Source organism: Enterobacter sp. C4G1 (assembly GCF_052886895.1).
Genome location: NZ_JBQVVV010000002.1, coordinates 1545624 through 1569364, shown reverse-complemented (window position 1 = coordinate 1569364; position 23741 = coordinate 1545624). Strand labels below are relative to the sequence as shown.

Sequence of the window (23741 nt, the reverse complement as noted above, 5' to 3'; positions counted from 1 at the left end):
TGAAGAGGCGAGGTGGATATGTTTATCCTTGAAACGCTGAATTTTGTTGTTGATATATTAAAAGTCCCTTCGGTACTGGTTGGCTTAATTGCGTTAATCGGTTTGGTTGCGCAGAAAAAAGCATTTTCCGATGTCGTTAAAGGCACAATTAAAACCATTCTGGGTTTTATTGTTCTGGGCGGCGGCGCAACGGTACTGGTGGGCTCCTTAAATCCATTAGGTGGAATGTTTGAACATGCCTTCACTATTCAGGGCATCATCCCTAATAACGAAGCGATTGTGTCTATTGCGCTGGAGAAATACGGTGCATCCACGGCGTTGATTATGGCCTTCGGGATGGTGGCAAATATTATTGTCGCGCGATTCACCCGCCTGAAGTACATCTTCCTGACCGGACACCACACCTTCTATATGGCGTGCATGATTGGCGTGATCCTGACAGTGGCAGGGTTTGAAGGTGTCGGCCTGGTGTTCACCGGCTCACTGATCCTGGGCTTGATCATGGCGTTCTTCCCGGCGATTGCGCAGCGTTACATGAAGCGCATTACCGGCAACGATGAGATCGCCTTCGGCCACTTTGGCACGCTTGGTTATGTGCTTTCAGGCTGGATTGGCAGCAAGTGCGGCAAAGGCTCGCGTTCAACCGAAGAGATGAACCTGCCGAAGAACCTTAGCTTCCTGCGTGACAGCTCTATTTCTATCTCCCTGACCATGATGATTATCTATCTGATCATGGCAGTAAGTGCCGGGCGTGAATACGTAGAGGCGACCTTCAGCGGCGGCCAGAACTACCTGGTGTACGCCATCATCATGGCGATTACCTTTGCGGCTGGCGTGTTCATTATCCTGCAAGGTGTGCGCCTGATTCTGGCGGAGATCGTTCCGGCCTTTACCGGCTTCTCGGAAAAACTGGTGCCGAATGCGCGCCCGGCGCTGGACTGCCCTGTGGTCTACCCGTATGCGCCAAATGCGGTGCTGATTGGCTTCCTGTTCAGCTTCCTCGGCGGTCTGGTCGGGCTGTTCATCTGCGGTCAGTTCAGTTGGGTGCTTATCCTGCCGGGCGTGGTGCCGCACTTCTTTACTGGCGCAACGGCGGGTGTGTTCGGTAATGCAACCGGCGGGCGTCGCGGGGCCATGATTGGTGCGTTTGCCAACGGCCTGCTGATCACCTTCTTGCCTGTACTGCTGCTGCCGGTTCTCGGGGCGATTGGTTTTGCCAACACCACCTTCTCGGATGCTGATTTCGGCGCAGTCGGGATTGTGCTGGGCAACCTCGCACGCTTCCTGTCGCCAATGGCGATCACCGGGCTTGTTGTTGCGTTGTTCGCGCTGCTGGTGGCGTACAACGTGTTCGCTAAAAACAAATCTGCGGGCGGTAATGCGCAGGAAAACACCGGAGCCAAATCATGAATGTCACTGAAATCACCCAACTGGCGCGTGAAATCCGCGTTGAAACCCTGAAATCACTGACGCAGCTGGGTTTTGGTCACTATGGCGGCAGTATGTCGGTGGTCGAAACGTTGGCCGTTCTGTACGGGGCGGTAATGAAAATTGACCCGGCCGACCCCGACTGGCCAGAGCGTGACTACTTTGTGCTGTCGAAAGGACACGCTGGCCCGGCGCTGTACAGCACCCTGGCGATTAAGGGCTACTTCCCGGTTGCAGAGCTGAGCACCCTGAACCAGAACGGAACGCGTCTGCCAAGCCATCCGGACAGGCTGAAAACGCGTGGTGTGGACGCTACCACCGGTTCCCTGGGGCAGGGGATTTCCATCGCAGGCGGAATGGCGCTGTCGCACAAGCTGTCAGGCAGGCCGAACCGGGTATTTTGCATCGTGGGTGACGGCGAGCTGAACGAAGGGCAGTGCTGGGAAGCGTTCCAGTTTATTGCCCACCATCGCCTGAACAACCTGACGGTGTTCGTTGACTGGAACAAACAGCAGCTTGATGGCGAGCTGGACGAAATCATCAGCGCATTCGACCTGGAAGGGAAATTCCGCGCCTTTGGCTTTGACGTGGTGACGGTAAAAGGTGACGACATCCCGGCGCTGCTGGAGGTGACATCCCTGATACCGCAGGCCGATGCGCGTCCGCGGGCGGTGATCCTCGACAGCATCAAAGGGCAGGGGGTGCCGTATCTGGAGCAGCTTAGCAATTCGCACCACCTGCGATTGACCGAAGAGAGCAAAGCGGCACTCAACGAGACAATCCGCCAACTGGAGGCTTCACATGATTAAGGTTGCACCCGCAGGACAAAAAGATGCCGTAGAGATGCGTAAAGTCTACGCCGGTTTTGTGGCAAAACAGATTGAGGCCGGGAGCAAGATAATCGCCCTGGAAGCCGATCTGATGAGCTCTATGGCAATGGACGGCGTGGCGCGCGATTACCCGCAGCATGTGATTAACTGCGGCATTATGGAGGCTAACGTTATTGGTACGGCGGCTGGGTTGTCTCTCACCGGACGTAAACCCTTCGTGCATACCTTTACCGCGTTCGCCAGCCGCCGCTGTTTTGACCAATTGTTTATGTCCCTGGACTACCAGCGTAATAACGTGAAAGTTATCGCATCTGATGCCGGCGTGACGGCCTGTCACAACGGTGGCACGCATATGTCGTTTGAGGATATGGGCATTGTGCGTGGCCTTGCCCATTCGGTAGTGCTGGAAGTCACCGATGCAGTGATGTTCGAAGATGTTTTGCGCCAGCTTATCGACCTCGAAGGCTTTTACTGGGTGCGCACCATCCGTAAGCAGGCACCGAGCGTCTATGCGCCGGGCTCGATGTTTACTATCGGTAAAGGCAACGTGCTGCGTGAAGGAACCGACATTACTCTGATTGCCAACGGCATTATGGTGGCAGAAGCGCTGGAAGCCGCGCGTCAGCTTGAGCAGGAAGGGGTGAGCGCTGCGGTCATCGACATGTTTACCCTCAAGCCCATTGACCGCATGTTAGTGAAGAATTATGCAGAGAAAACCGGGCGTATCGTCACCTGCGAAAACCACAGTATTCATAACGGGCTGGGTTCAGCCGTAGCGGAAGTGTTGGTAGAGACGTGTCCGGTGCCGATGCGGCGCGTGGGCGTGAAGGAACGCTACGGCCAGGTGGGTACGCAGGATTTCCTGCAAAAAGAGTACGGCCTGACGGCACATGACATTGTGTCGGCGGCAAGAGAGCTGCTGTAAATAAAAAAGGCGACTCTGTAGTCGCCTTTCTTGCCGGATGGCGCTTCGCTTATCCGGCCTACAAAACCGTAGGCCCGGTAAGCGCTAGCGCCACCGGGCTTTTTATCTTACTGCTGCTGTGAAGACTGGATCGCGGTCAGAGCGATGGTGTAGACGATATCGTCTACCAGCGCGCCACGAGACAGGTCGTTCACAGGTTTGCGCATCCCTTGCAGCATTGGCCCGATGGAGATCAGGTCAGCTGAACGCTGTACCGCTTTGTAGGTGGTGTTACCGGTGTTCAGATCCGGGAAGATGAACACGGTAGCGCGACCTGCAACCGGCGAGTTCGGCGCTTTGGATTTCGCAACGTCTGCCATAACGGCGGCGTCGTATTGCAGTGGGCCGTCGATCATCAGGTCAGGACGTTTTTCCTGTGCCAGACGAGTTGCTTCGCGAACTTTCTCTACATCGCTACCTGCACCAGAAGTACCGGTGGAGTAAGAGAGCATCGCCACGCGTGGTTCGATACCGAACGCAATCGCGGAGTCAGCAGACTGGATAGCGATTTCAGCCAGTTGTTCTGCGGTTGGGTCTGGGTTGATCGCGCAGTCACCGTAAACATAAACCTGTTCAGGCAGCAGCATGAAGAACACAGAAGACACCAGAGAGCTGCCTGGCGCTGTTTTGATCAGCTGCAATGGCGGGCGAATGGTGTTCGCAGTGGTGTGAACCGCACCAGAAACCAGGCCGTCAACTTCGTCCTGTTCCAGCATCAGCGTACCCAGAACCACGTTGTCTTCCAGCTGTTCACGCGCAACAGCTTCGGTCATGCCTTTGCTCTTACGCAGTTCGACCAGACGTGCAACATAGCTTTCGCGAACCACTTCTGGATCGACGATTTCAATGCCTGTGCCCAGCTCAACGCCCTGAGAGGCTGCTACGCGGTTGATCTCTTCCGGGTTACCCAGCAGCACACACGTCGCGATACCGCGCTCTGCACAGATGGCAGCCGCTTTAACAGTACGTGGTTCGTCGCCTTCTGGCAGAACAACACGTTTGCCTGCTTTACGCGCCAGCTCGGTCAGCTGGTAACGGAATGCCGGAGGAGACAGACGACGGCTACGCTCGGAGGTCGCAGTCAGGGATTCGATCCAGTCTGCGTTGATGTAGCTTGCAACGTATTCCTGAACTTTCTCGATACGCTCGTGGTCATCAACCGGTACTTCCAGGTTGAAGCTTTGCAGGCTCAGAGAGGTCTGCCAGGTGTTGGTGTTCACCATGAATACTGGCAGGCCAGTGGCGAAAGCGCGCTCGCAGAGCTTGCTTACGCGTGGGTCCATTTCGTACGCACCGGTCAGCAGGATGGCACCGATTTCCACGCCGTTCATCGCAGCAAGGCACGCAGCAACCAGCACGTCAGGACGGTCAGCGGAAGTCACCAGCAGGGAACCTGCACGGAAGTGTTCCAGCATGTGCGGAATGCTGCGCGCACAGAAGGTGACAGACTTCACGCGGCGGGTGTTGATGTCGCCTTCGTTAACCACGGTAGCGTTCAGGTGACGCGCCATATCAATTGCACGGGTCGCAATCAGATCAAAGCTCCATGGCACCGCGCCCAGAACAGGCAGTGGGCTGGCTTCCTGAAGTTTAGCCGCGTCAACTTTAACCACTTTCGCTTTGGAAGAGTCGTCGAAGATTTCGGACAGGTCAGGGCGAGTACGACCCTGCTCATCAACCGGTGCGTTCAGTTTGTTAACGATAACGCCGGTGATGTTGGTATTTTTCGCGCCGCCGAAGCTGCTGCGAGTCAGTTCGATACGCTCTTTCAGCTGTTCCTGAGTATCTGTACCCTGGGACATCACAAAGACGATTTCAGCGTTCAGCGTTTTCGCGATTTCAAAGTTCAGAGACTGGGCAAACTGATGCTTGCGCGTTGGCACCAGGCCTTCAACCAGTACCACTTCTGCATCTTGCGTGCTGGCGTGGTAGTTGGCGATGATCTCTTCCATCAACACGTCTTTCTGGTTGCTGGAAAGCAGAGATTCAACGTGGCTCATCTTCAGCGGTTCAGCTGCTGGCAGATTGGAGTTCTTGCGCACGATGGTGGTGGTCTGGTCAGGCGCATCGCCACCGGCACGTGGCTGGGCGATTGGCTTAAAGACGCTCAGACGAACGCCTTTGCGTTCCATAGCACGGATAACGCCAAGGCTGACGCTGGTCAGGCCGACGCTGGTTCCGGTAGGGATCAGCATAATAATACGGGACACGGTTTATCCTCTTTCGTTACCGCCGAAATTGGGCGGGCTACAAAACAGCACCGCCAGCTTAGCTGGCGGTGTGGAATCAGGCTGTCAGGCGGCTCGCGTCTTGCGCGATGACCAGCTCTTCGTTAGTTGGAATAACGATAGCAGGACGGGTGCCTTCTTTGTTGATGAAACCAGACTTACCGAAACGGGCAGCCAGGTTACGTTCGTGATCAACCTCGAAGCCCAGAACGCCCAGTTTACCCAGGGACAGTTCACGGACCATTGCGGCGTTTTCACCGATACCACCGGTGAAGATAACCGCGTCCAGACGACCTTCCATCAGTGCAGTATAAGAACCGATGTACTTAGCCAGACGGTGGCAGTAAACGTCCATTGCACGTTTAGCGTCTGCTTTGTCTGTGTAGTTGTCTTCAACATAACGGCAGTCGCTGGTCACTTCGGTCAGACCCAGCAGGCCAGACTCTTTGGTCAGCATCTTGTTAATCTGATCAACGCTCATGCCCAGGGTGTCGTGCAGGTGGAAGATAATCGCCGGGTCGATATCACCGGAACGCGTACCCATCACCAGACCTTCCAGTGGGGTCAGGCCCATGGAGGTATCAACACATTTACCGTTGCGGATAGCAGAAACAGAACCACCGTTGCCCAGGTGGCAGGTGATGATGTTCACTTCTTCAACCGGTTTGTTCAGCACTTTTGCCGCTTCCTGTGTGACATAGAAGTGGCTGGTGCCGTGCGCGCCGTAACGACGTACGCCGTGCTCTCTGTACAGGCTGTACGGCAGGGCATACAGGTAAGACTCTTCCGGCATAGTCTGATGGAACGCGGTATCGAATACGGCCACGTTTTTGTCTTTCAGATTCGGGAAGGATTTCAGTGCTTCAGCGATACCGATCAGGTGAGCTGGGTTGTGCAGCGGCGCGAAGGATGCAGAGTCTTTGATACCCTGGATCACAGATTCGTCGATCACCACGGAACTGGTGTATTTTTCGCCGCCGTGGACGATACGGTGACCAATCGCAGTCAGCTGAGCAGACAGTTCTGGTTTTTGTGCCAGAATAGTGTTAACGATAAAGTTCAGCGCTTCACTGTGAGCGGCGCCTGCACCTAAAGCCGCTTCTTGTTTGCTGCCGTCCATCTTCCACTTGATACGTGCTTCTGGCAGGTGGAAACATTCGGCCAAACCAGAGAGGTACTCGTCACCGTTGAGCGCATCGATGATGGCGAATTTCAGTGAGGAGCTACCGCAGTTCAGAACCAGTACTAACTTACTCGACATGGAAGTACCTATTATTGATACGTGGCTAAAAAAACGTCAGTGAGTCGTGAAGCGTAACGCAATCGGACCCAGACATTTATGATTAACATCATGCCGAACGAACATTCTGGCATGATGGAAGAAATACATATGATTTTATGCCATTTTGAACATTTTTCAGACAATGGCATAATATGCGATAATTTGACGAGTTAACGATTCTCGTCTAAGGCCCTATCAGGCTGGCACAGAATACCCGATACTGGGTAGCGATGACAAAATATTTTGAACGTTGTCATAGCTTGTTGTGGTTTTGCACGAAAATTTTAATTTTTATATGTGAAGTTGAGGTACAGCCATGTCGACACCTGAGATCCCCTCCGTGAGCTTTTTCAGTCTGTTTCGTCGGGGCCAGCATTACGCAAAGACGTGGCCCATGGAAAAGCGCCTTGCGCCAATGTTCGTTGAGAATCGCGTGATACGCGCCACGCGTTATGCGATTCGTTTTATGCCGCCTGTGGCTATCTTTACCCTGTGCTGGCAAATTGCACTGGGTGGCCAGCTTGGGCCGGCCGTTGCCACAGCGCTGTTTGCGCTAAGCCTGCCAATGCAGGGCCTGTGGTGGTTAGGCAAACGTTCGGTAACACCGTTGCCACCAACAATTTTACACTGGTTTTATGAAGTTCGCGGAAAACTTGAAGAGGCTGGGCAGGCGTTAGCCCCGGTTGAAGGTAAACCGGATTATCAGGCGCTGGCCGATACCCTTAAGCGAGCATTTAAACAACTTGATAAAACATTCCTCGATGATTTGTGATTGATCATCGAAACGACTATTAAAAGAAGGCACAGTAACAAACCGTTACCGTGTCTTTTTTTTAAGTGCAATGCGCTACAGGAGTCGAAAGATGGAAATGACCCATGCTCAACGTCTGATTTTGTCTAACCAGTACAAGATGATGACTATGCTTGATCCCGACAACGCTGAGCGCTACAGCCGCTTGCAGACTATCGTTGAACGCGGGTTTGGTTTGCAGATGCGCGAACTGGATCGCGAGTTTGGCGAGCTTAAAGAAGAAACCTGCCGTACCGTTATCGATATCATGGAGATGTATCACGCACTGAACGTTTCCTGGACCAATCTCAAAGATCAGCAGTCCATCGATGAACGTCGCGTCACGTTCCTGGGCTTTGATGCCGCAACTGAAGCGCGTTATCTCAGCTATGTGCGCTTTATGGTGAACACAGAAGGGCGTTATACCCACTTTGATGCGGGCACGCACGGTTTTAATGCGCAGACTCCAATGTGGGAAAAATACCAGCGTATGTTGAGCGTCTGGCACTCCTGCCCGCGCCAGTACCATTTAAGTAGCAACGAAATTCAACAAATCATTAATGCCTGACGGAGGTGCATGTGCAGTGTAAAGGTTTTCTGTTTGATCTGGACGGTACGCTGGTGGATTCGCTGCCGGTTGTGGAGCGCTCCTGGTGCCATTGGGCCGACAGGCATGGCATAGACCACCAGGAAGTATTGAATTTCATCCATGGCAAACAGGCCATTACCTCGTTGCGCCATTTCCTGGCGGGGAGCTCGGAGGAAGAGATTCAGGCGGAGTTCAAATATCTTGAGCAAATTGAAGCGACAGATACTGACGGGATCGTTGCACTTCCTGGTGCGCGTGAACTGCTTGAACATCTGAACGAAGCGCACATCCCGTGGGCTATCGTGACATCGGGTTCAATCCCTGTTGCACATGCGCGTCATAAAGCGGCGGGTTTACCTAAGCCTGAAGTGTTTATCACCGCAGAACGCGTTAAGCACGGCAAACCAGAGCCTGATGCATTTTTACTGGGCGCTGAGTTACTGGGGCTTGCACCCGCAGAGTGTGTCGTGGTGGAAGATGCGGCGGCCGGTGTTCTGGCTGGTTTGAATGCTGGCAGCCACGTTATCGCGGTTAACGTACCGGCGGACTCTCCCCGGCTGGACGAAGCCGATTTTGTCCTCAGCTCTCTGACGGCGATAGCGGTCTCTAAGTCGCCTGACGGAGTTGTAACTGTCTCGTTGAAAATGTAATCCCATGATTTAGCCCCACTTTGTTGGGGCTTTTTTATGGCACTCTTTTCCTCTGATCCCTCTGACAAGGATATGTTGTGAACGGTGAACTGATTTGGGTCCTCAGCCTGCTTTTAATCGCCATCATTCTCTTTGCCACAGGCAAGGTGCGCATGGATGCCATCGCCTTGTTTGTCATTGTTGCCTTTGTACTGAGCGGCACGCTCACGCTGCATGAAGCCTTCTCAGGGTTTAGTGACCCTAACGTCATTCTGATTGCGGCCCTGTTTATTATCGGTGATGGCCTGGTGCGCACCGGTGTGGCGACCATTATGGGGGCGTGGCTGGTCAAGGTTGCGGGTAACAGTGAAACCAAAATGCTGGTCTACCTGATGGTAACCGTTGCCGGGCTGGGCGCGTTTATGAGTTCAACCGGCGTGGTGGCCATTTTCATTCCGGTTGTCCTGAGTGTCTCCATGCGAATGCAGACCTCGCCGTCACGTCTGATGATGCCCCTGAGCTTTGCCGGGCTTATCAGCGGCATGATGACGCTGGTGGCCACGCCGCCAAACCTGGTGGTCAACAGTGAGTTAATCCGCGAAGGGTTGCAGGGGTTTAGCTTTTTTAGCGTCACCCCGCTTGGGCTGGTGATTCTGGTTCTGGGCGTTATCTATATGCTGTTAACCCGTTTTGCGCTAAAGGGCGAAAAACAGGATAAAGCGAAAGATGGCTGGAAGCGGCGTACCTTCCGCGATTTGATTAAAGAGTATCGCCTGACTGGCCGGGCCCGCCGCCTGGCGATCCGCCCAGGTTCGCCGATGGTTGGTCAGCGGCTTGATGACCTCAGGCTGCGCGAGCGTTACGGCGCGAACGTTATCGGTGTGGAGCGCTGGCGTCGCTTTCGTCGGGTGATTGTCAATGTTAACGGGGTATCAGAATTCCGTGCGCGCGACGTTTTGCTGATTGATATGTCCACGGCAGACGTCGACCTGCGCGAGTTTTGCAGCGAACAGCTGCTTGAGCCCATGGTTCTGCGCGGCGAGTATTTTTCGGATCAGGCGCTGGATGTGGGCATGGCTGAAGTCTCACTTATTCCTGAATCGGAACTGCTGGGTAAAACCGTCCGCGAAATTGGTTTTCGTACCCGCTACGGCCTGAATGTTGTTGGTCTGAAACGTGACGGCGTGGCGCTTGAAGGCGCTGTGGTCGATGAACCTATTCTGCTGGGAGATATCTTCCTGGTCGTGGGCAACTGGAAGCTAATCAGCCAACTGGGGCAAAAAGGCCGTGATTTTGTGGTGCTCAACATGCCCATTGAAGAGAGCGATGCCTCACCTGCTCACAGCCAGGCACCTCATGCGATTTTTTGCCTGGTGCTGATGGTTGCTCTGATGCTTACCGACGAGATCCCCAATCCGGTGGCGGCAATTATTGCTTGTTTGCTAATGGGTAAATTCCGTTGCATAGATGCGGAAAGTGCCTACAAAGCCGTTCACTGGCCGAGCATTATTCTTATCGTCGGGATGATGCCCTTTGCGCTGGCGCTGCAAAAAACCGGCGGTGTGAACTTGATTGTGAAAGGGTTGATGGACGTTGGCGGTGGCTACGGGCCTTATATGATGATGGTGTGCTTGTTTGTTATGTGTGCCGCGATTGGCTTGTTTATCTCAAACACCGCAACAGCCGTATTAATGGCACCCATTGCCCTGGCGATGGCGAAATCAATGAGCGTCTCGCCTTATCCGTTTGCCATGATGGTGGCGATGGCGGCGTCGGCGGCCTTTATGACGCCTGTCTCTTCACCGGTTAACACGCTGGTGCTGGGGCCGGGTAACTATAAATTCAGTGATTTCGTGAAGATTGGGGTGCCATTTACGGTGCTGGTGATGGTGGTGTGCGTGGTGTTAATTCCTGTTTTATTCCCGTTTTAGCGCCAGCGCAGAAACATAGGCCGGGTAAGGCGAAGCCGCCACCCGGCAAAAAAATTACAACGGCGAATCCTGGCTAATCTCGTCCAGCGATAAATGGAAGCTCGGCACAAACACCTGCATAAAATAGTCCATCTCATCGCTGCGGCGGGACTCCAGCGTTTTCTCCAGACGCGTTTTTGCCAGTAAAAATTCGTTGTTTCCCGCTGACAACTCTTCCAGACACTTCAGATAGGCGCACAGCGCATCTGCCTGCTTCACCAGTGATTTCTCGTCTTCGGTGTAGCTATGCTCATCGATTAGCGGCTCGAAGATATCGCGTAACTCTTCCGGCACCATGTCGATCAGCTTCTGCTGAGCAATCTTCTCGATGGCCTTATATTCCTGGGCAATTTGCGAATTGAAATATTTCACCGGGGTGGGTAAATCCCCGGTCAGAACTTCTGACGCATCATGGTACATCGCCAGCAGGGCAATGCGTTCTGCGTTGACTTGTCCGTTAAATTTACGGTTTTTAATGGCTGCCAGCGCGTGGGCGACCATCGCGACCTGCAAACTGTGTTCTGACACATTCTCAGTGCGCACATTGCGCATCAGCGGCCAGCGGTTGATGAGCTTAAGGCGGGAAAGGTGGGCAAAGAAATGGCTCTGACTCATAGGTTACCTTTTGTCTTCACTGCGACAGGTTTCATTGTGCGGGGAGGGGAGGCAAGATGCAAATCAGGCTACCGGAAGTAGCCTGATTTTTAAGATTACTGATGATAACCGGAGAGGAACCGCCCGAAGCGGCTGATGGCCATTTCCAGATCATCTTCGCGCGGCAGGGTAACGATACGCACGTGATCCGGCCACGGCCAGTTAAACGCAGTCCCCTGAACCAGCAGCACTTTCTCCTGAAGCAGGAAGTCGAGCACCATTTTCTGATCGTCATGAATATTGAAGCGCTTAGCGTCAATTTTCGGGAACATATAGAGTGCGCCGTTTGGCTTCACGCAGGACACACCCGGAATATCGTTGATGAGTTCCCATGCACGGTTGCGCTGCTCATACAGACGCCCGCCAGGGACAATAAACTCGCTGATGCTCTGGTAACCGCCCAGCGCCGTCTGGATCGCGTGCTGCGCCGGGACGTTTGCGCACAAGCGCATAGACGCCAGCATTTCCAGCCCTTCGATATAGCCTTTCGCGTGTTTTTTCGGGCCGTTCAGTACCATCCAGCCCTGACGGAAGCCCGCCACGCGGTAGGTTTTTGACAGGCCGTTGAAGGTGACGGTCAACAGGTCTGGCGCCAGCGCGGCGATAGAGTGGTGCTGCGCTGCGTCATACAGGATCTTGTCGTAGATTTCGTCAGCGAAAATGATCAGGTTGTGCTGGCGGGCGATCTCTACGATCTCCATCAGCAGCTCTTTGGAGTACACCGCACCCGTTGGGTTGTTCGGGTTGATAATCACAATCCCGCGCGTACGTGGGGTGATTTTGGCGCGGATATCATCCAGATCCGGGAACCAGTCGGAGGATTCATCGCACAGGTAGTGCACCGCTTTACCGCTGGACAGCGACACGGCAGCCGTCCACAGCGGGTAATCCGGTGCCGGAACCAGCATTTCGTCACCGCTGTTCAGCAGTGCCTGCATCGCCTGCACGATCAGTTCAGAAACGCCGTTACCGATATAGATATCTTCCACGGTCACATCACGCATCCCACGCGCCTGATAATGCTGCATGATGGCTTTACGTGCTGAGTAGAGTCCTTTGGAATCGCAATAACCTTGCGCAGTTGGTAGGTTGCGGATCACATCAACCAGGATTTCATCCGGCGCTTCAAAACCAAATGGCGCGGGGTTACCAATGTTGAGCTTCAGAACCTTGTTGCCTTCTTCTTCGAGACGTTTTGCCTCTTTGAGAACCGGGCCGCGAATGTCATAACAGACGTTATCTAGTTTGCTGGATTTTTCGATAGGGGACATGAACCTTTAACCTTTTCGCTATTATTGCCACTCCCTGCCGTGGAAGTCAGCACGGAACAATGTACTCCCACCTCGCGTCGTTTTGAAGGGCGTACAGAAGAAGATTTTGCACAATGGGATAAATTCTTTGTAATCTATTTCCCTATCCGTAAACGATTTGCCTGCACTAAAGTAACGTATGTAGTGTGGAATTAGGTTTATTGTGCTTTTTATGTCTTGATTTGTTGCATTTTATGCTGGAATAAATAAAGCTCAGATCTGCAAGATGGGGAACAGCAGAGCAGTTTCCCTGCGTGACTTTTCGTAAAACCTGAGTTTTAAGGGGTGTTGCGCATTATATTGATTAACAGGGTTAAAAGTTGTCCATGTAAAATTAATGTTAAGTGTTATTAATGAATAACCTTAATCTAAATTAAACTTTATTTATTATTACCGATGAAAATGCAACTTTCGTTAATTTTAATAAAATTAGTTAAGTTGCTTATCAGCCCTGTTAAATCCTGAATATTGCAATAATACTTATAAATAAAGTGGATTTGGGTTAAGATGTCTTTCAGGAGAGTAGATGAGAGATACTCATGTATTGCCTATCTGAATCAACTTTTCTTATATAATTGATTGTTATTGTTAGGGTTATCTCTGGCTGGAATGTGTAAACTACATCCTGCTACGTTAACAGCGCTGCGATCAAGATGGCAGGAAATGTGCATTTCCTTTAATGGAATTTACATAAACCTGCAAACATCTAAATATCCTGAACGTTTAAGAGAATAAAAATAACGTCATGAAACGTGATTTCTGACTGTTGGTTTACAGCAGCACAATAACTATCTGTCAGGCAGTCTGCCGGGCCGGGATGCGAGGGAAATCCTTCAGAAGGAATTGTTTAACTGTTACACACAGCTTCAACCCGGGCAGCTCCGCACGAGCAACCTGTAAGTGAATAGATATGATAAATGCAAATCGTCCGATAATGAATCTCGACCTCGATCTGCTGAGAACGTTTGTTGCGGTCGCCGATCTCAACACTTTTGCAGCAGCTGCTGCCGCAGTTTGCCGTACCCAGTCAGCCGTGAGCCAACAAATGCAAAGGCTGGAACAACTGGTCGGTAAAGAGCTTTTTGCACGCCATGGGCGTAATAAACTTTTAACTGAGCACGGTATTCAGCTTTTAGGTTATGCCAGGAAAATACTTCGCTTTAATGATGAAGCATGTATGTCATTAATGTTTAGCAACCTTCAGGGAGTGCTAACATTAGGCGCATCTGATGAATCCGCTGATACCATATTGCCTTTCCTTCTCAACCGTATTAGTTCGGTTTATCCGAAACTTGCGCTGGATGTTAGCGTAAAACGTAACGCCTTTATGGTGGATATGTTGAAGGAGAATGAAGTTGATTTGGTGGTGACTACGCATCGTCCTGGGCAATTTGATTGTCTGACGTTACGGACCTCACCAACACATTGGTATTGCGCGGCCGAATATGTTCTGCAAAAAGGTGAGGCTATTCCGTTAGTCTTGCTCGATGACCCGAGCCCGTTCCGCGATATGGTGATTTCAGCACTGAATGAAGCCAATATCCCGTGGCGTCTGGCTTATGTGGCATCGACCTTGCCAGCAGTGCGTGCCGCCGTGAAAGCGGGGCTTGGCGTAACGGCTCGTCCGGTAGAGATGATGAGCCCGGATCTGCGTGTATTGGGTAAAGCTGACGGTCTTCCGGTACTGCCGGATCCAGCAATAACGGGCGAAGGTCGTGTTTGAGGCCATGGAAAACTACCATAACCCCTGGCAATATGAGCATGTTACTCCCGAAGGGGGGGGCGACTCCCTGGTGGTTCAAGGGGATTTTGAGTGATCAATAGCTCAAATTTCTGGTAACAAAATGTAAGTGTAAAAAAGAGCCACTCGCGTGATTTTCTCACGGAGTGGTTTTTTTTTGATAAAAATAACCTTTTACAGAATAAGGTTTAGGTAAATAAATATTAATTATCATGGCGTTAATGTGATTGGTTTAAAAATTAAACAATTTCTGTTCTCAGTTCCTTTCTGGGGTACTCATGTTAAAAAAACGGGAAATATGTTGCCGTTTTTTTGATTGAATTAACAAAAGCGTGTCTCAGATCAAGAAAATACTCCTATTTGGGGGGAGGAATCGTTGGCAAATCCTGTCAAAATAGGAGGGTTATTTTTTTTACTTCCAAAACGGACACGATTCAACAACATGCTGTTGACGTAAAGTCAGGTACCCACCAGGGTTAAATGGCATGAAATGTTAATGGGAATCGTTCGATGTAATTTAATGTGAAGAAACCTTTGTTAAAGTTGACAAAAGGTTATAGAAAGGAGTAAAAAACCACATCATTTTGCTGTCTACGCCTCATTTCCGACAGTTAGTGTAAGGTTATTTGTTCCTCCCCATGAATCGATGTGATGCCCATCTGCCAGCAAGAGCAGTGTCGTCGGTATCACTTTTGATGAGTAAGCAATGAGTATGTCAACATCCACAGAAGTCATCGCTCATCACTGGGCATTCGCAATCTTTCTTATTGTAGCCATTGGCCTGTGCTGCCTGATGTTAGTCGGCGGCTGGTTCCTGGGCGGTCGCGCCCGCGCAAGGCACAAAAACACACCTTTCGAATCAGGCATTGATTCAGTAGGTTCCGCTCGCTTACGCCTGTCTGCCAAGTTCTACCTGGTAGCCATGTTCTTCGTCATCTTCGACGTTGAAGCGCTTTACCTTTTCGCATGGTCTACCTCCATCCGCGAAAGTGGTTGGGTGGGCTTTGTCGAGGCCGCAATTTTCATTTTAGTGCTACTGGCCGGTCTGGTTTATCTGGTGCGTATCGGCGCGCTGGACTGGACGCCTGTGCGTTCACGTCGTGAACATATCAACCCGGAAAACAGTATCTCTAATCGTCAGCAGTAACAGCGAGGCAATAAGATGGATTATACGCTCACCCGCATAGATCCTAACGGTGAGAATGACCGTTACCCCCTGCAAAAACAGGAGATCGTAACCGATCCCCTGGAGCAAGAAGTCAATAAAAGCGTGTACATGGGCAAGCTCGAGCACGCCATGCACGATATGGTCAACTGGGGTCGTAAGAACTCCATCTGGCCATACAACTTTGGCCTTTCTTGCTGCTACGTTGAAATGGTGACGTCATTCACTGCGGTGCATGACGTTGCGCGTTTTGGGGCAGAGGTACTGCGTGCTTCCCCACGTCAGGCCGACCTGATGGTGGTAGCCGGTACATGCTTTACCAAAATGGCACCTGTCATTCAGCGTCTTTATGACCAGATGCTGGAGCCAAAATGGGTTATCTCCATGGGCGCATGTGCAAACTCAGGCGGTATGTACGACATTTATTCCGTTGTGCAGGGCGTTGATAAGTTCATTCCCGTGGATGTGTACATCCCAGGTTGTCCGCCACGTCCGGAAGCTTACATGCAGGCTCTGATGCTGTTACAGGAGTCCATCGGTAAAGAACGCCGTCCGCTCTCATGGGTTGTAGGCGATCAGGGTGTGTATCGCGCCAACATGCAGTCTGAGCGCGAGCGTAAACGCGGTGAACGTATTGCTGTCACCAATCTGCGTACGCCTGACGAAATTTAATTTGCGCCTGTAGGCCTGGAGAACACCTTCGCATATCACTACTCAAATAGCGCGAAGCCAGGCTTGACAGTCACCACGGACCATTTGCAATGGTGAACAATATGACCGACTTAACCGCGCAAGAAGCCGCATGGCAAACCCGGGATCATCTGGATGACCCGGTCATTGGCGAGCTGCGCAACCGTTTTGGGCCGGATGCCTTTACTGTTCAGGCCACCCGCACCGGGGTACCCGTTGTTTGGGTGAAGCGTGAACAATTACTGGAAGTCGTCGATTTCCTCAAGAAATTGCCAAAACCATACGTCATGCTGTTTGACTTACACGGCATGGATGAACGTCTGCGTACCCACCGCCAGGGCCTCCCTGCTGCGGATTTTTCCGTTTTCTACCACCTGATCTCAATAGACCGCAACACGGATATCATGCTCAAGGTGGCATTGTCTGAAAACGACATGCATCTGCCAACGATCACCAAACTTTTCCCGAACGCCAACTGGTATGAGCGTGAAACCTGGGAAATGTTCGGCATGACCTTTGACGGCCACCCGCACCTGACGCGCATCATGATGCCGCAGACCTGGACAGGCCACCCGCTGCGTAAAGACTACCCGGCACGTGCCACTGAATTCGACCCGTTTGAGCTGACCAAAGCCAAGCAGGATCTAGAGATGGAAGCGCTGACCTTCAAGCCGGAAGACTGGGGCATGAAGCGTGGTACCGAAAACGAGGACTTCATGTTCCTTAACCTCGGTCCAAACCACCCGTCTGCACACGGTGCATTCCGTATTATTCTTCAGCTCGATGGCGAAGAGATTGTCGACTGTGTACCGGATATCGGCTACCACCACCGTGGTGCTGAGAAGATGGGTGAGCGTCAGTCCTGGCACAGCTACATTCCGTATACCGACCGTATCGAATATCTCGGCGGCTGCGTAAACGAAATGCCATACGTGCTGGCCGTTGAGAAACTGGCAGGTATCACTACGCCAGATCGCGTTAACGTGATTCGCGTTATGCTCTCAGAACTGTTCCGTATTAACAGCCACCTGCTGTACATCTCCACGTTCATTCAGGACGTTGGCGCGATGACCCCGGTCTTCTTCGCCTTTACTGACCGTCAGAAAATTTACGATTTGGTAGAAGCGATTACCGGTTTCCGTATGCACCCGGCCTGGTTCCGTATCGGCGGTGTGGCACACGATCTGCCGCGCGGATGGGACCGTCTGCTGCGTGAATTCCTCGACTGGATGCCAAAACGTCTTGCTTCTTACGAGAAAGCCGCGCTGCGTAACACCATCCTGAAAGGCCGTTCCCAGGGCGTTGCCGCTTACGGTGCGAAAGAAGCGCTGGAGTGGGGTACAACGGGGGCAGGTCTGCGTGCGACCGGTATTGATTTCGACGTGCGTAAAGCCCGTCCTTACTCTGGTTACGAGAACTTCGACTTTGAAGTCCCGGTTGGCGGCGGCGTTTCCGACTGCTACACCCGTGTGATGCTGAAAGTTGAAGAGCTGCGCCAGAGTCTGCGCATCCTTGAGCAGTGCCTCAACAACATGCCGGAAGGCCCGTTCAAAGCGGATCACCCGCTGACGACGCCGCCACCGAAAGAGCGCACGCTGCAACATATCGAAACCCTGATCACGCACTTCCTGCAAGTGTCCTGGGGCCCGGTCATGCCGGCGCAGGAATCCTTCCAGATGATCGAAGCGACCAAGGGTATCAACAGTTACTACCTGACCAGCGACGGCAGCACCATGAGCTACCGTACCCGTGTGCGTACGCCAAGCTTCGCGCACTTGCAGCAGATCCCGGCCGCTATCCGCGGCAGTCTGGTCTCTGACCTGATTGTGTATCTGGGTAGTATCGATTTTGTTATGTCAGATGTGGACCGCTAATTATGCACGAAAATCAACAACCACAGACCGAGGCTTTTGAGCTGAGTGAGGCAGAACGTGCCGCCATTGAGCACGAGATGCACCACTACGAAGACCCGCGTGCGGCGTCCATTGAAGCGCTGAAAATCGTACAGAAACAGCGTGGTTGGGTGCCGGATGGGGCGATCTATGAGATCGCAAAAGTGCTGGGTATTCCGGCAAGTGACGTAGAAGGTGTGGCAACGTTCTATAGCCAGATCTTCCGCCAGCCGGTTGGCCGCCACGTGATCCGCTACTGTGACAGCGTGGTTTGTCACATTACGGGTTATCAGGGCATTCAGGCTGCTATTGAGAAGAAACTCGATATCAAACCGGGCCAGACCACGTTCGACGGTCGTTTTACCCTGCTGCCAACCTGCTGCCTGGGTAACTGCGACAAGGGGCCGACCATGATGATTGATGAGGACACTCACAGCCATCTGACGCCGGAAGCCATTCCTGACCTTCTGGAGCAGTACAAATGAAAACTGTAATTCGTACTGCTGAGACTCATCCGCTGACCTGGCGTCTGCGTGATGACAAACAGCCGGTATGGCTTGAAGAATACGAAAGCAAAAACGGCTATGCCGGTGCGCGTAAAGCCCTGGGTGGCATGGCACCGGACGACATCGTTAATGTGGTGAAAGACGCTGGCCTGAAAGGGCGCGGCGGTGCGGGCTTCTCCACCGGTCTGAAGTGGAGTCTGATGCCGAAAGACGAGTCCATGAACATCCGTTACCTGCTGTGTAACGCCGATGAAATGGAGCCGGGCACCTATAAAGACCGCCTGCTGATGGAACAGCTGCCGCACCTGCTGGTGGAAGGCATGTTGATCTCCGCGTTCGCGCTGAAAGCGTACCGTGGCTACATCTTCCTGCGCGGTGAGTACATCGAAGCGGCAGAAAACCTGCGTCGCGCGATTGCTGAAGCGACCGAAGCAGGTCTGCTGGGTAAAAACATTCTGGGCACCGGTTTTGACTTCGAACTGTTCGTGCACACCGGTGCAGGGCGTTACATCTGCGGTGAAGAAACCGCACTGATTAACTCCCTTGAAGGCCGTCGTGCGAACCCGCGTTCCAAGCCACCGTTCCCGGCGAGCTCTGGCGTATGGGGTAAACCGACCTGCGTAAACAACGTCGAAACCCTGTGTAACGTCCCGGCAATCCTCGCCAATGGCGTGGAGTGGTATCAGGGCATCTCTTCAAGTAAGGATGCAGGTACCAAGCTGATGGGCTTCTCTGGCCGCGTGAAGAACCCAGGTGTCTGGGAGCTGCCATTTGGCACGACCGCGCGCGAAATTCTTGAAGACTATGCAGGCGGGATGCGTGACGGGCTGAAATTCAAAGCCTGGCAGCCAGGCGGGGCAGGGACAGATTTCCTGACCGAGGCCCACCTTGATCTGCCAATGGAATTCGAAAGCATTGGTAAAGCAGGCAGCCGTCTGGGTACGGCGCTGGCGATGGCCGTCGACCACGAGATCGGCATGGTGTCGCTGGTACGTAACCTGGAAGAGTTCTTCGCCCGTGAGTCCTGCGGCTGGTGTACACCGTGCCGTGATGGTCTGCCTTGGAGCGTGAAGATCCTGCGTGCTATTGAACGTGGCGAAGGCCAGCCGGGCGATATCGAGACACTTGAGCAACTGTGTCGATTCCTGGGCCCAGGTAAAACCTTCTGTGCCCACGCACCGGGTGCTGTAGAGCCATTGCAGAGCGCGATTAAATATTTCCGCGACGAATTCGAAGCAGGCATCAAGCAGCCGTTCAGCAATACCCATTCAATTAATGGTATTCAGCCGAACCTGCTGAAAGCGCGCTGGTAAAGACAGAATTTTGATTAACGCTCAGAGCTAATCTGAGCCAACTGGAAGCATGCTAATGGCTACGATTCATGTAGACGGCAAAGAATATGAGGTCAACGGGGCGGACAACCTGCTAGAAGCTTGTCTGTCGCTCGGCCTTGATATTCCGTACTTTTGCTGGCATCCGGCGCTGGGCAGCGTCGGTGCTTGCCGCCAGTGTGCGGTGAAGCAATATCAAAACGCGGAAGACACGCGTGGTCGCCTGGTGATGTCCTGTATGACGCCAGCTACCGAAGGCACCTTTATTTCGATTGACGATGAAGAAGCCAAACAGTTCCGCGAAAGCGTTGTGGAATGGTTGATGACCAACCACCCGCACGACTGTCCGGTCTGTGAAGAGGGCGGTAACTGCCACCTTCAGGATATGACCGTTATGACCGGTCACAGCTTCCGTCGCTATCGCTTTACCAAACGTACCCACCGCAATCAGGATCTGGGGCCGTTCATCTCTCACGAAATGAACCGCTGCATTGCCTGCTACCGCTGTGTGCGTTACTACAAAGACTATGCAGACGGTCAGGATCTGGGCGTATATGGCGCACATGACAACGTCTACTTCGGTCGTCCGGAAGACGGTACGCTGGAAAGCGAATTCTCCGGTAACCTGGTAGAAATCTGCCCGACCGGCGTATTCACGGACAAAACCCACTCCGAGCGCTACAACCGTAAATGGGACATGCAGTTTGCACCAAGCATCTGCCAGCAGTGCTCCCTTGGTTGTAACACCAGCCCGGGTGAACGTTACGGCGAACTGCGTCGTATCGAAAACCGCTATAACGGTACCGTTAACCACTACTTCCTGTGCGACCGTGGTCGTTTCGGTTATGGCTATGTGAACCTGAAAGACCGTCCGCGTCAGCCGGTTCAGCGCCGTGGCGATGACCTGATCACCCTGAACGCTGAACAAGCGATGCAGGGCGCGGCAGATATTCTGCGCCAGTCGAAGAAAGTGATCGGTATCGGCTCCCCACGTGCCAGCGTTGAAAGTAACTTCGCGCTGCGTGAACTGGTTGGAGCTGAAAACTTCTACACCGGTATCGCCCAGGGCGAGCAGGAACGTCTGCAACTGGTGCTGAAAGTGCTGCGCGAAGGCGGTATTCATACTCCTGCGCTGCGAGAAATCGAATCCTATGATGCAGTTCTGGTGTTAGGTGAAGACCTGACTCAGACTGGCGCTCGCGCGGCTCTGGCGGTTCGCCAGGCGGTGAAAGGTAAAGCACGCGAAATGGCGGCAGCCCAGAAAGTGGCTGACTGGCAGATTGCGGCAATCCTGAACATCGGCCAGCGCGCCAAGCATCCTCTGTTTGTTACCAGCATTGATGATACCCGTCTGGATGATATCGCAGCGTGGACCTACCGCGCGCCGGTTGAAGACCAGGCCCGTCTCGGCTTTGCCATTGCACACGCGCTGGACAACAACTCTCCGGCAGTTGAACTGGATCGCGACCTGCAAAACAAGGTTGACGTGATTGTTCAGGCGCTGGCGGGTGCGAAGAAACCGCTGATTATTTCCGGTACTAATGCCGGTAGCGTTGAGATTGTTCAGGCTGCAGCAAACGTTGCCAAAGCCCTGAAAGACCGCGGTTCAGACGTTGGCGTGACCATGATTGCCCGTGCGGTGAACAGCATTGGCCTGGGTATGATTGGCGGCGGTTCACTGGACGCAGCGTTAAGCGAACTGGAAACCGGTGCTGCTGACGCGGTTATCGTGCTTGAGAACGACCTGCATCGTCATGCTTCTGCGGCACGCGTTGACGCTGCGCTTGCAAAAGCACCGCTGGTGATGGTGATTGATCATCAGCGCACCGCGATTATGGATAAAGCGCACCTGGTGCTCTCTGCGGCAAGCTTCGCAGAAAGCGACGGTACGGTGATTAACAACGAAGGCCGCGCACAGCGCTTCTTCCAGGTTTATGACCCGGCGTACTACGACAGCAACACCATTATGCTGGAAAGCTGGCGCTGGCTGCACTCCCTGGACAGCACCGTGCAGAGCCGTGAAGTGGACTGGACGCAGCTTGACCACGTTATCGACGCGGTTGTGGAAAAACTGCCTCAGCTGGCGGGCATCAAAGATGCTGCACCTGACGCAAGCTTCCGTATTCGCGGCCAGAAACTGGCGCGTGAACCACACCGTTACAGCGGTCGTACCGCAATGCGTGCCAACATCAGCGTGCATGAACCTCGTCAGCCGCAGGACAAAGACACGATGTTCGCCTTCTCTATGGAAGGGAACAACCAGCCGTCTGCGCCGCGCTCTCAGGTTCCGTTCGCATGGGCTCCTGGCTGGAACTCCCCACAGGCATGGAACAAGTTCCAGGCAGAAGTTGGCGGCTCCCTGCGTCACGGCGATCCGGGTGTGCGTCTGATTGAAGCCTCCGAAAACGGTCTGGATTTCTTCAGCGCCGTACCGGCAAGCTTCCAGGCTCAGGAAGGTAACTGGCGTATTGCGCCGTACTACCATCTGTTTGGTAGCGACGAAATGTCCCAGCGTTCTCCTGTATTCCAGCAACGTATGCCGCAGCCTTACATCAAGCTCAACCCGGCAGACGCCGCGAAGCTTGGCGTGAATGCGGGCGCGAACATTGCCTTTAGCTACGATGGCCAGACAATCAGCCTGCCGCTGATTATCTCCGAAGGTCTGACAGCAGGGCAGGTGGGTCTGCCGATGGGGATGCCTGGCATCGCTCCGGTACTGGCGGGCGCGCGTCTTGATAACTTGCAGGAGGCAAAAGCATGAGTTGGTTAACGCCGGACCTTATCGACATCCTGCTGAGCATTCTGAAAGCGGTTGTGATTCTGCTGGTGGTGGTCACCTGCGGTGCATTCATGAGCTTTGGTGAACGTCGTCTGCTTGGTCTGTTCCAGAACCGTTACGGACCGAACCGCGTGGGCTGGGGTGGTTCACTCCAGCTGGTCGCGGACATGATCAAGATGTTCTTTAAAGAGGACTGGATCCGCGCTTCTCGGATCGCGTGATCTTTACTCTGGCACCGATGATTGCCTTTACCTCGCTGCTGCTGGCGTTTGCTATCGTTCCTGTCAGCCCGACCTGGGTTGTGGCTGACCTGAACATCGGCATTCTGTTCTTCCTGATGATGGCAGGCCTCGCGGTTTACGCGGTGCTGTTCGCAGGCTGGTCCAGTAACAACAAATACTCCTTGCTGGGTGCAATGCGTGCTTCTGCGCAGACGCTGAGCTACGAAGTATTCCTGGGTCTTTCCCTGATGGGCGTGGTGGCGCAGGCCGGTTCATTCAACATGACCGACATCGTCAACAACCAGGCCGACATCTGGAACGTTATCCCGCAGTTCTTTGGTTTTGTTACCTTTGCTATCGCGGGCGTGGCGGTGTGTCACCGTCACCCGTTTGACCAGCCAGAAGCCGAACAGGAACTGGCCGACGGTTACCACATTGAATATTCCGGTATGAAATTCGGTCTGTTCTTCGTGGGCGAGTACATCGGTATTGTCACCATTTCCGCGTTGATGGTAACGCTGTTCTTTGGTGGCTGGCATGGCCCGTTCTTACCGCCGTTCATCTGGTTCGCGTTGAAAACCGCGTTCTTCATGATGATGTTCATTTTGATTCGTGCGTCCTTACCGCGTCCTCGTTATGACCAGGTAATGTCCTTCGGCTGGAAAGTGTGCCTGCCGCTGACGCTCGTCAACTTGTTGGTAACGGCAGCTGTCATTCTCTGGCAGCAGCCATAAGGGGCTTT

At 53.1% G+C, this 23741-nt stretch carries 17 protein-coding genes and 2 pseudogenes; 15 read left to right on the top strand and 4 right to left on the bottom strand.

Annotated elements, in window-relative coordinates; all coding sequences use genetic code 11:
* Nucleotides 1-18 precede the first annotated feature (18 nt).
* From ACT9TW_RS21325 to ACT9TW_RS21315, 3 genes are read left to right on the top strand one after another with little or no spacing between them, the layout of a single operon-like run.
* Nucleotides 19-1410, top strand: coding sequence for a PTS ascorbate transporter subunit IIC (locus tag ACT9TW_RS21325; protein WP_182061871.1), 1392 nt, complete (start codon nucleotides 19-21; stop codon nucleotides 1408-1410).
* Nucleotides 1407-2237: a transketolase gene (locus ACT9TW_RS21320; RefSeq protein ID WP_446493630.1), complete on the top strand. Its 831-nt coding sequence runs from the start codon at nucleotides 1407-1409 to the stop codon at nucleotides 2235-2237. Before ACT9TW_RS21325 ends, ACT9TW_RS21320 begins: the two co-directional genes overlap by 4 nt.
* Entirely contained in the window at nucleotides 2230-3183 is a 954-nt protein-coding gene (locus ACT9TW_RS21315) for a transketolase family protein (RefSeq protein ID WP_446493629.1), read from the top strand. Before ACT9TW_RS21320 ends, ACT9TW_RS21315 begins: the two co-directional genes overlap by 8 nt.
* 107 nt (nucleotides 3184-3290) lie before the next feature.
* Here the strand turns inward: ACT9TW_RS21315 and pta are convergent, their stop codons facing one another.
* Nucleotides 3291-5432 (bottom strand): phosphate acetyltransferase, encoded by a 2142-nt coding sequence (gene pta / locus ACT9TW_RS21310; RefSeq protein WP_014071117.1) that lies wholly within the window; start codon nucleotides 5430-5432, stop codon nucleotides 3291-3293.
* A gap of 76 nt (nucleotides 5433-5508) precedes the next feature.
* Nucleotides 5509-6711, bottom strand: coding sequence for an acetate kinase (gene ackA, locus ACT9TW_RS21305; protein WP_182061869.1), 1203 nt, complete (start codon nucleotides 6709-6711; stop codon nucleotides 5509-5511).
* A gap of 337 nt (nucleotides 6712-7048) precedes the next feature.
* Here ackA and yfbV point away from each other — a divergent pair, with 337 nt between their 5' ends.
* The 4 genes from yfbV to ACT9TW_RS21285 all read left to right on the top strand — a co-directional run bounded on the left by yfbV (nucleotide 7049) and on the right by ACT9TW_RS21285 (nucleotide 10671).
* Complete coding sequence (gene yfbV / locus ACT9TW_RS21300) at nucleotides 7049-7504, top strand: terminus macrodomain insulation protein YfbV (RefSeq protein ID WP_014071115.1); 456 nt, start codon at nucleotides 7049-7051, stop codon at nucleotides 7502-7504.
* Between the two features lie 91 nt (nucleotides 7505-7595).
* Complete coding sequence (locus ACT9TW_RS21295; protein ID WP_182061868.1) at nucleotides 7596-8090, top strand: YfbU family protein; 495 nt, start codon at nucleotides 7596-7598, stop codon at nucleotides 8088-8090.
* Between the two features lie 11 nt (nucleotides 8091-8101).
* The gene (locus ACT9TW_RS21290) at nucleotides 8102-8761 is read left to right on the top strand and encodes a sugar phosphatase (protein WP_446493628.1); all 660 of its coding nucleotides are present in this window, start codon (nucleotides 8102-8104) and stop codon (nucleotides 8759-8761) included.
* 77 nt (nucleotides 8762-8838) lie between these two features.
* Entirely contained in the window at nucleotides 8839-10671 is a 1833-nt protein-coding gene (locus ACT9TW_RS21285) for an SLC13 family permease (RefSeq protein ID WP_446493627.1), read from the top strand.
* 54 nt (nucleotides 10672-10725) lie between these two features.
* Here the strand turns inward: ACT9TW_RS21285 and yfbR are convergent, their stop codons facing one another.
* Nucleotides 10726-11325, bottom strand: a complete 600-nt coding sequence (gene yfbR, locus ACT9TW_RS21280; RefSeq protein WP_182061865.1) for a 5'-deoxynucleotidase — start codon at nucleotides 11323-11325, stop codon at nucleotides 10726-10728.
* 95 nt (nucleotides 11326-11420) lie between these two features.
* On the bottom strand, nucleotides 11421-12635 hold the full coding sequence (gene alaA, locus ACT9TW_RS21275) for an alanine transaminase AlaA (protein WP_003861471.1): 1215 nt from the start codon (nucleotides 12633-12635) through the stop codon (nucleotides 11421-11423).
* Between the two features lie 949 nt (nucleotides 12636-13584).
* Between alaA and lrhA the strand changes: the two are divergent.
* From lrhA to nuoH, 8 genes and pseudogenes are all read left to right on the top strand, one after another.
* Nucleotides 13585-14491 (top strand): annotated as a pseudogene (gene lrhA / locus ACT9TW_RS21270) (transcriptional regulator LrhA).
* Nucleotides 14492-15121: 630 nt separating this feature from the next.
* Complete coding sequence (nuoA, locus tag ACT9TW_RS21265) at nucleotides 15122-15562, top strand: NADH-quinone oxidoreductase subunit NuoA (protein WP_014071109.1); 441 nt, start codon at nucleotides 15122-15124, stop codon at nucleotides 15560-15562.
* A 15-nt stretch (nucleotides 15563-15577) separates the two neighbouring features.
* Nucleotides 15578-16252 (top strand): NADH-quinone oxidoreductase subunit NuoB, encoded by a 675-nt coding sequence (nuoB, locus tag ACT9TW_RS21260; RefSeq protein WP_003861482.1) that lies wholly within the window; start codon nucleotides 15578-15580, stop codon nucleotides 16250-16252.
* 89 nt (nucleotides 16253-16341) lie between these two features.
* A complete protein-coding gene (nuoC, locus tag ACT9TW_RS21255) occupies nucleotides 16342-18144 on the top strand; it encodes an NADH-quinone oxidoreductase subunit C/D (RefSeq protein ID WP_014071108.1) in 1803 nt (600 codons plus the stop codon).
* Nucleotides 18145-18146: 2 nt separating this feature from the next.
* Nucleotides 18147-18647 (top strand): NADH-quinone oxidoreductase subunit NuoE, encoded by a 501-nt coding sequence (gene nuoE / locus ACT9TW_RS21250; RefSeq protein ID WP_014071107.1) that lies wholly within the window; start codon nucleotides 18147-18149, stop codon nucleotides 18645-18647.
* Complete coding sequence (gene nuoF / locus ACT9TW_RS21245) at nucleotides 18644-19981, top strand: NADH-quinone oxidoreductase subunit NuoF (protein ID WP_182061862.1); 1338 nt, start codon at nucleotides 18644-18646, stop codon at nucleotides 19979-19981. The genes nuoE and nuoF overlap by 4 nt, the downstream gene beginning before the upstream one ends.
* A 55-nt stretch (nucleotides 19982-20036) precedes the next feature.
* Nucleotides 20037-22760: an NADH-quinone oxidoreductase subunit NuoG gene (gene nuoG / locus ACT9TW_RS21240; RefSeq protein WP_446493626.1), complete on the top strand. Its 2724-nt coding sequence runs from the start codon at nucleotides 20037-20039 to the stop codon at nucleotides 22758-22760.
* Nucleotides 22757-23733: pseudogene (gene nuoH / locus ACT9TW_RS21235) on the top strand (NADH-quinone oxidoreductase subunit NuoH). The gene nuoG and the pseudogene nuoH overlap by 4 nt, the downstream one beginning before the upstream one ends.
* Nucleotides 23734-23741: the final 8 nt, after the last annotated feature.

Coding starts and splice junctions, on each gene's coding strand:
- ACT9TW_RS21325 (WP_182061871.1), top strand. CDS start 19: ATGTTTATCCTTGAAACGCTGAATTTTGTTGTTGATATATTAAAAGTC.
- ACT9TW_RS21320 (WP_446493630.1), top strand. CDS start 1,407: ATGAATGTCACTGAAATCACCCAACTGGCGCGTGAAATCCGCGTTGAA.
- ACT9TW_RS21315 (WP_446493629.1), top strand. CDS start 2,230: ATGATTAAGGTTGCACCCGCAGGACAAAAAGATGCCGTAGAGATGCGT.
- ackA (WP_182061869.1), bottom strand. CDS start 6,711: ATGTCGAGTAAGTTAGTACTGGTTCTGAACTGCGGTAGCTCCTCACTG.
- yfbV (WP_014071115.1), top strand. CDS start 7,049: ATGTCGACACCTGAGATCCCCTCCGTGAGCTTTTTCAGTCTGTTTCGT.
- ACT9TW_RS21295 (WP_182061868.1), top strand. CDS start 7,596: ATGGAAATGACCCATGCTCAACGTCTGATTTTGTCTAACCAGTACAAG.
- yfbR (WP_182061865.1), bottom strand. CDS start 11,325: ATGAGTCAGAGCCATTTCTTTGCCCACCTTTCCCGCCTTAAGCTCATC.
- alaA (WP_003861471.1), bottom strand. CDS start 12,635: ATGTCCCCTATCGAAAAATCCAGCAAACTAGATAACGTCTGTTATGAC.
- nuoA (WP_014071109.1), top strand. CDS start 15,122: ATGAGTATGTCAACATCCACAGAAGTCATCGCTCATCACTGGGCATTC.
- nuoB (WP_003861482.1), top strand. CDS start 15,578: ATGGATTATACGCTCACCCGCATAGATCCTAACGGTGAGAATGACCGT.
- nuoC (WP_014071108.1), top strand. CDS start 16,342: ATGGTGAACAATATGACCGACTTAACCGCGCAAGAAGCCGCATGGCAA.
- nuoE (WP_014071107.1), top strand. CDS start 18,147: ATGCACGAAAATCAACAACCACAGACCGAGGCTTTTGAGCTGAGTGAG.
- nuoF (WP_182061862.1), top strand. CDS start 18,644: ATGAAAACTGTAATTCGTACTGCTGAGACTCATCCGCTGACCTGGCGT.
- nuoG (WP_446493626.1), top strand. CDS start 20,037: ATGGCTACGATTCATGTAGACGGCAAAGAATATGAGGTCAACGGGGCG.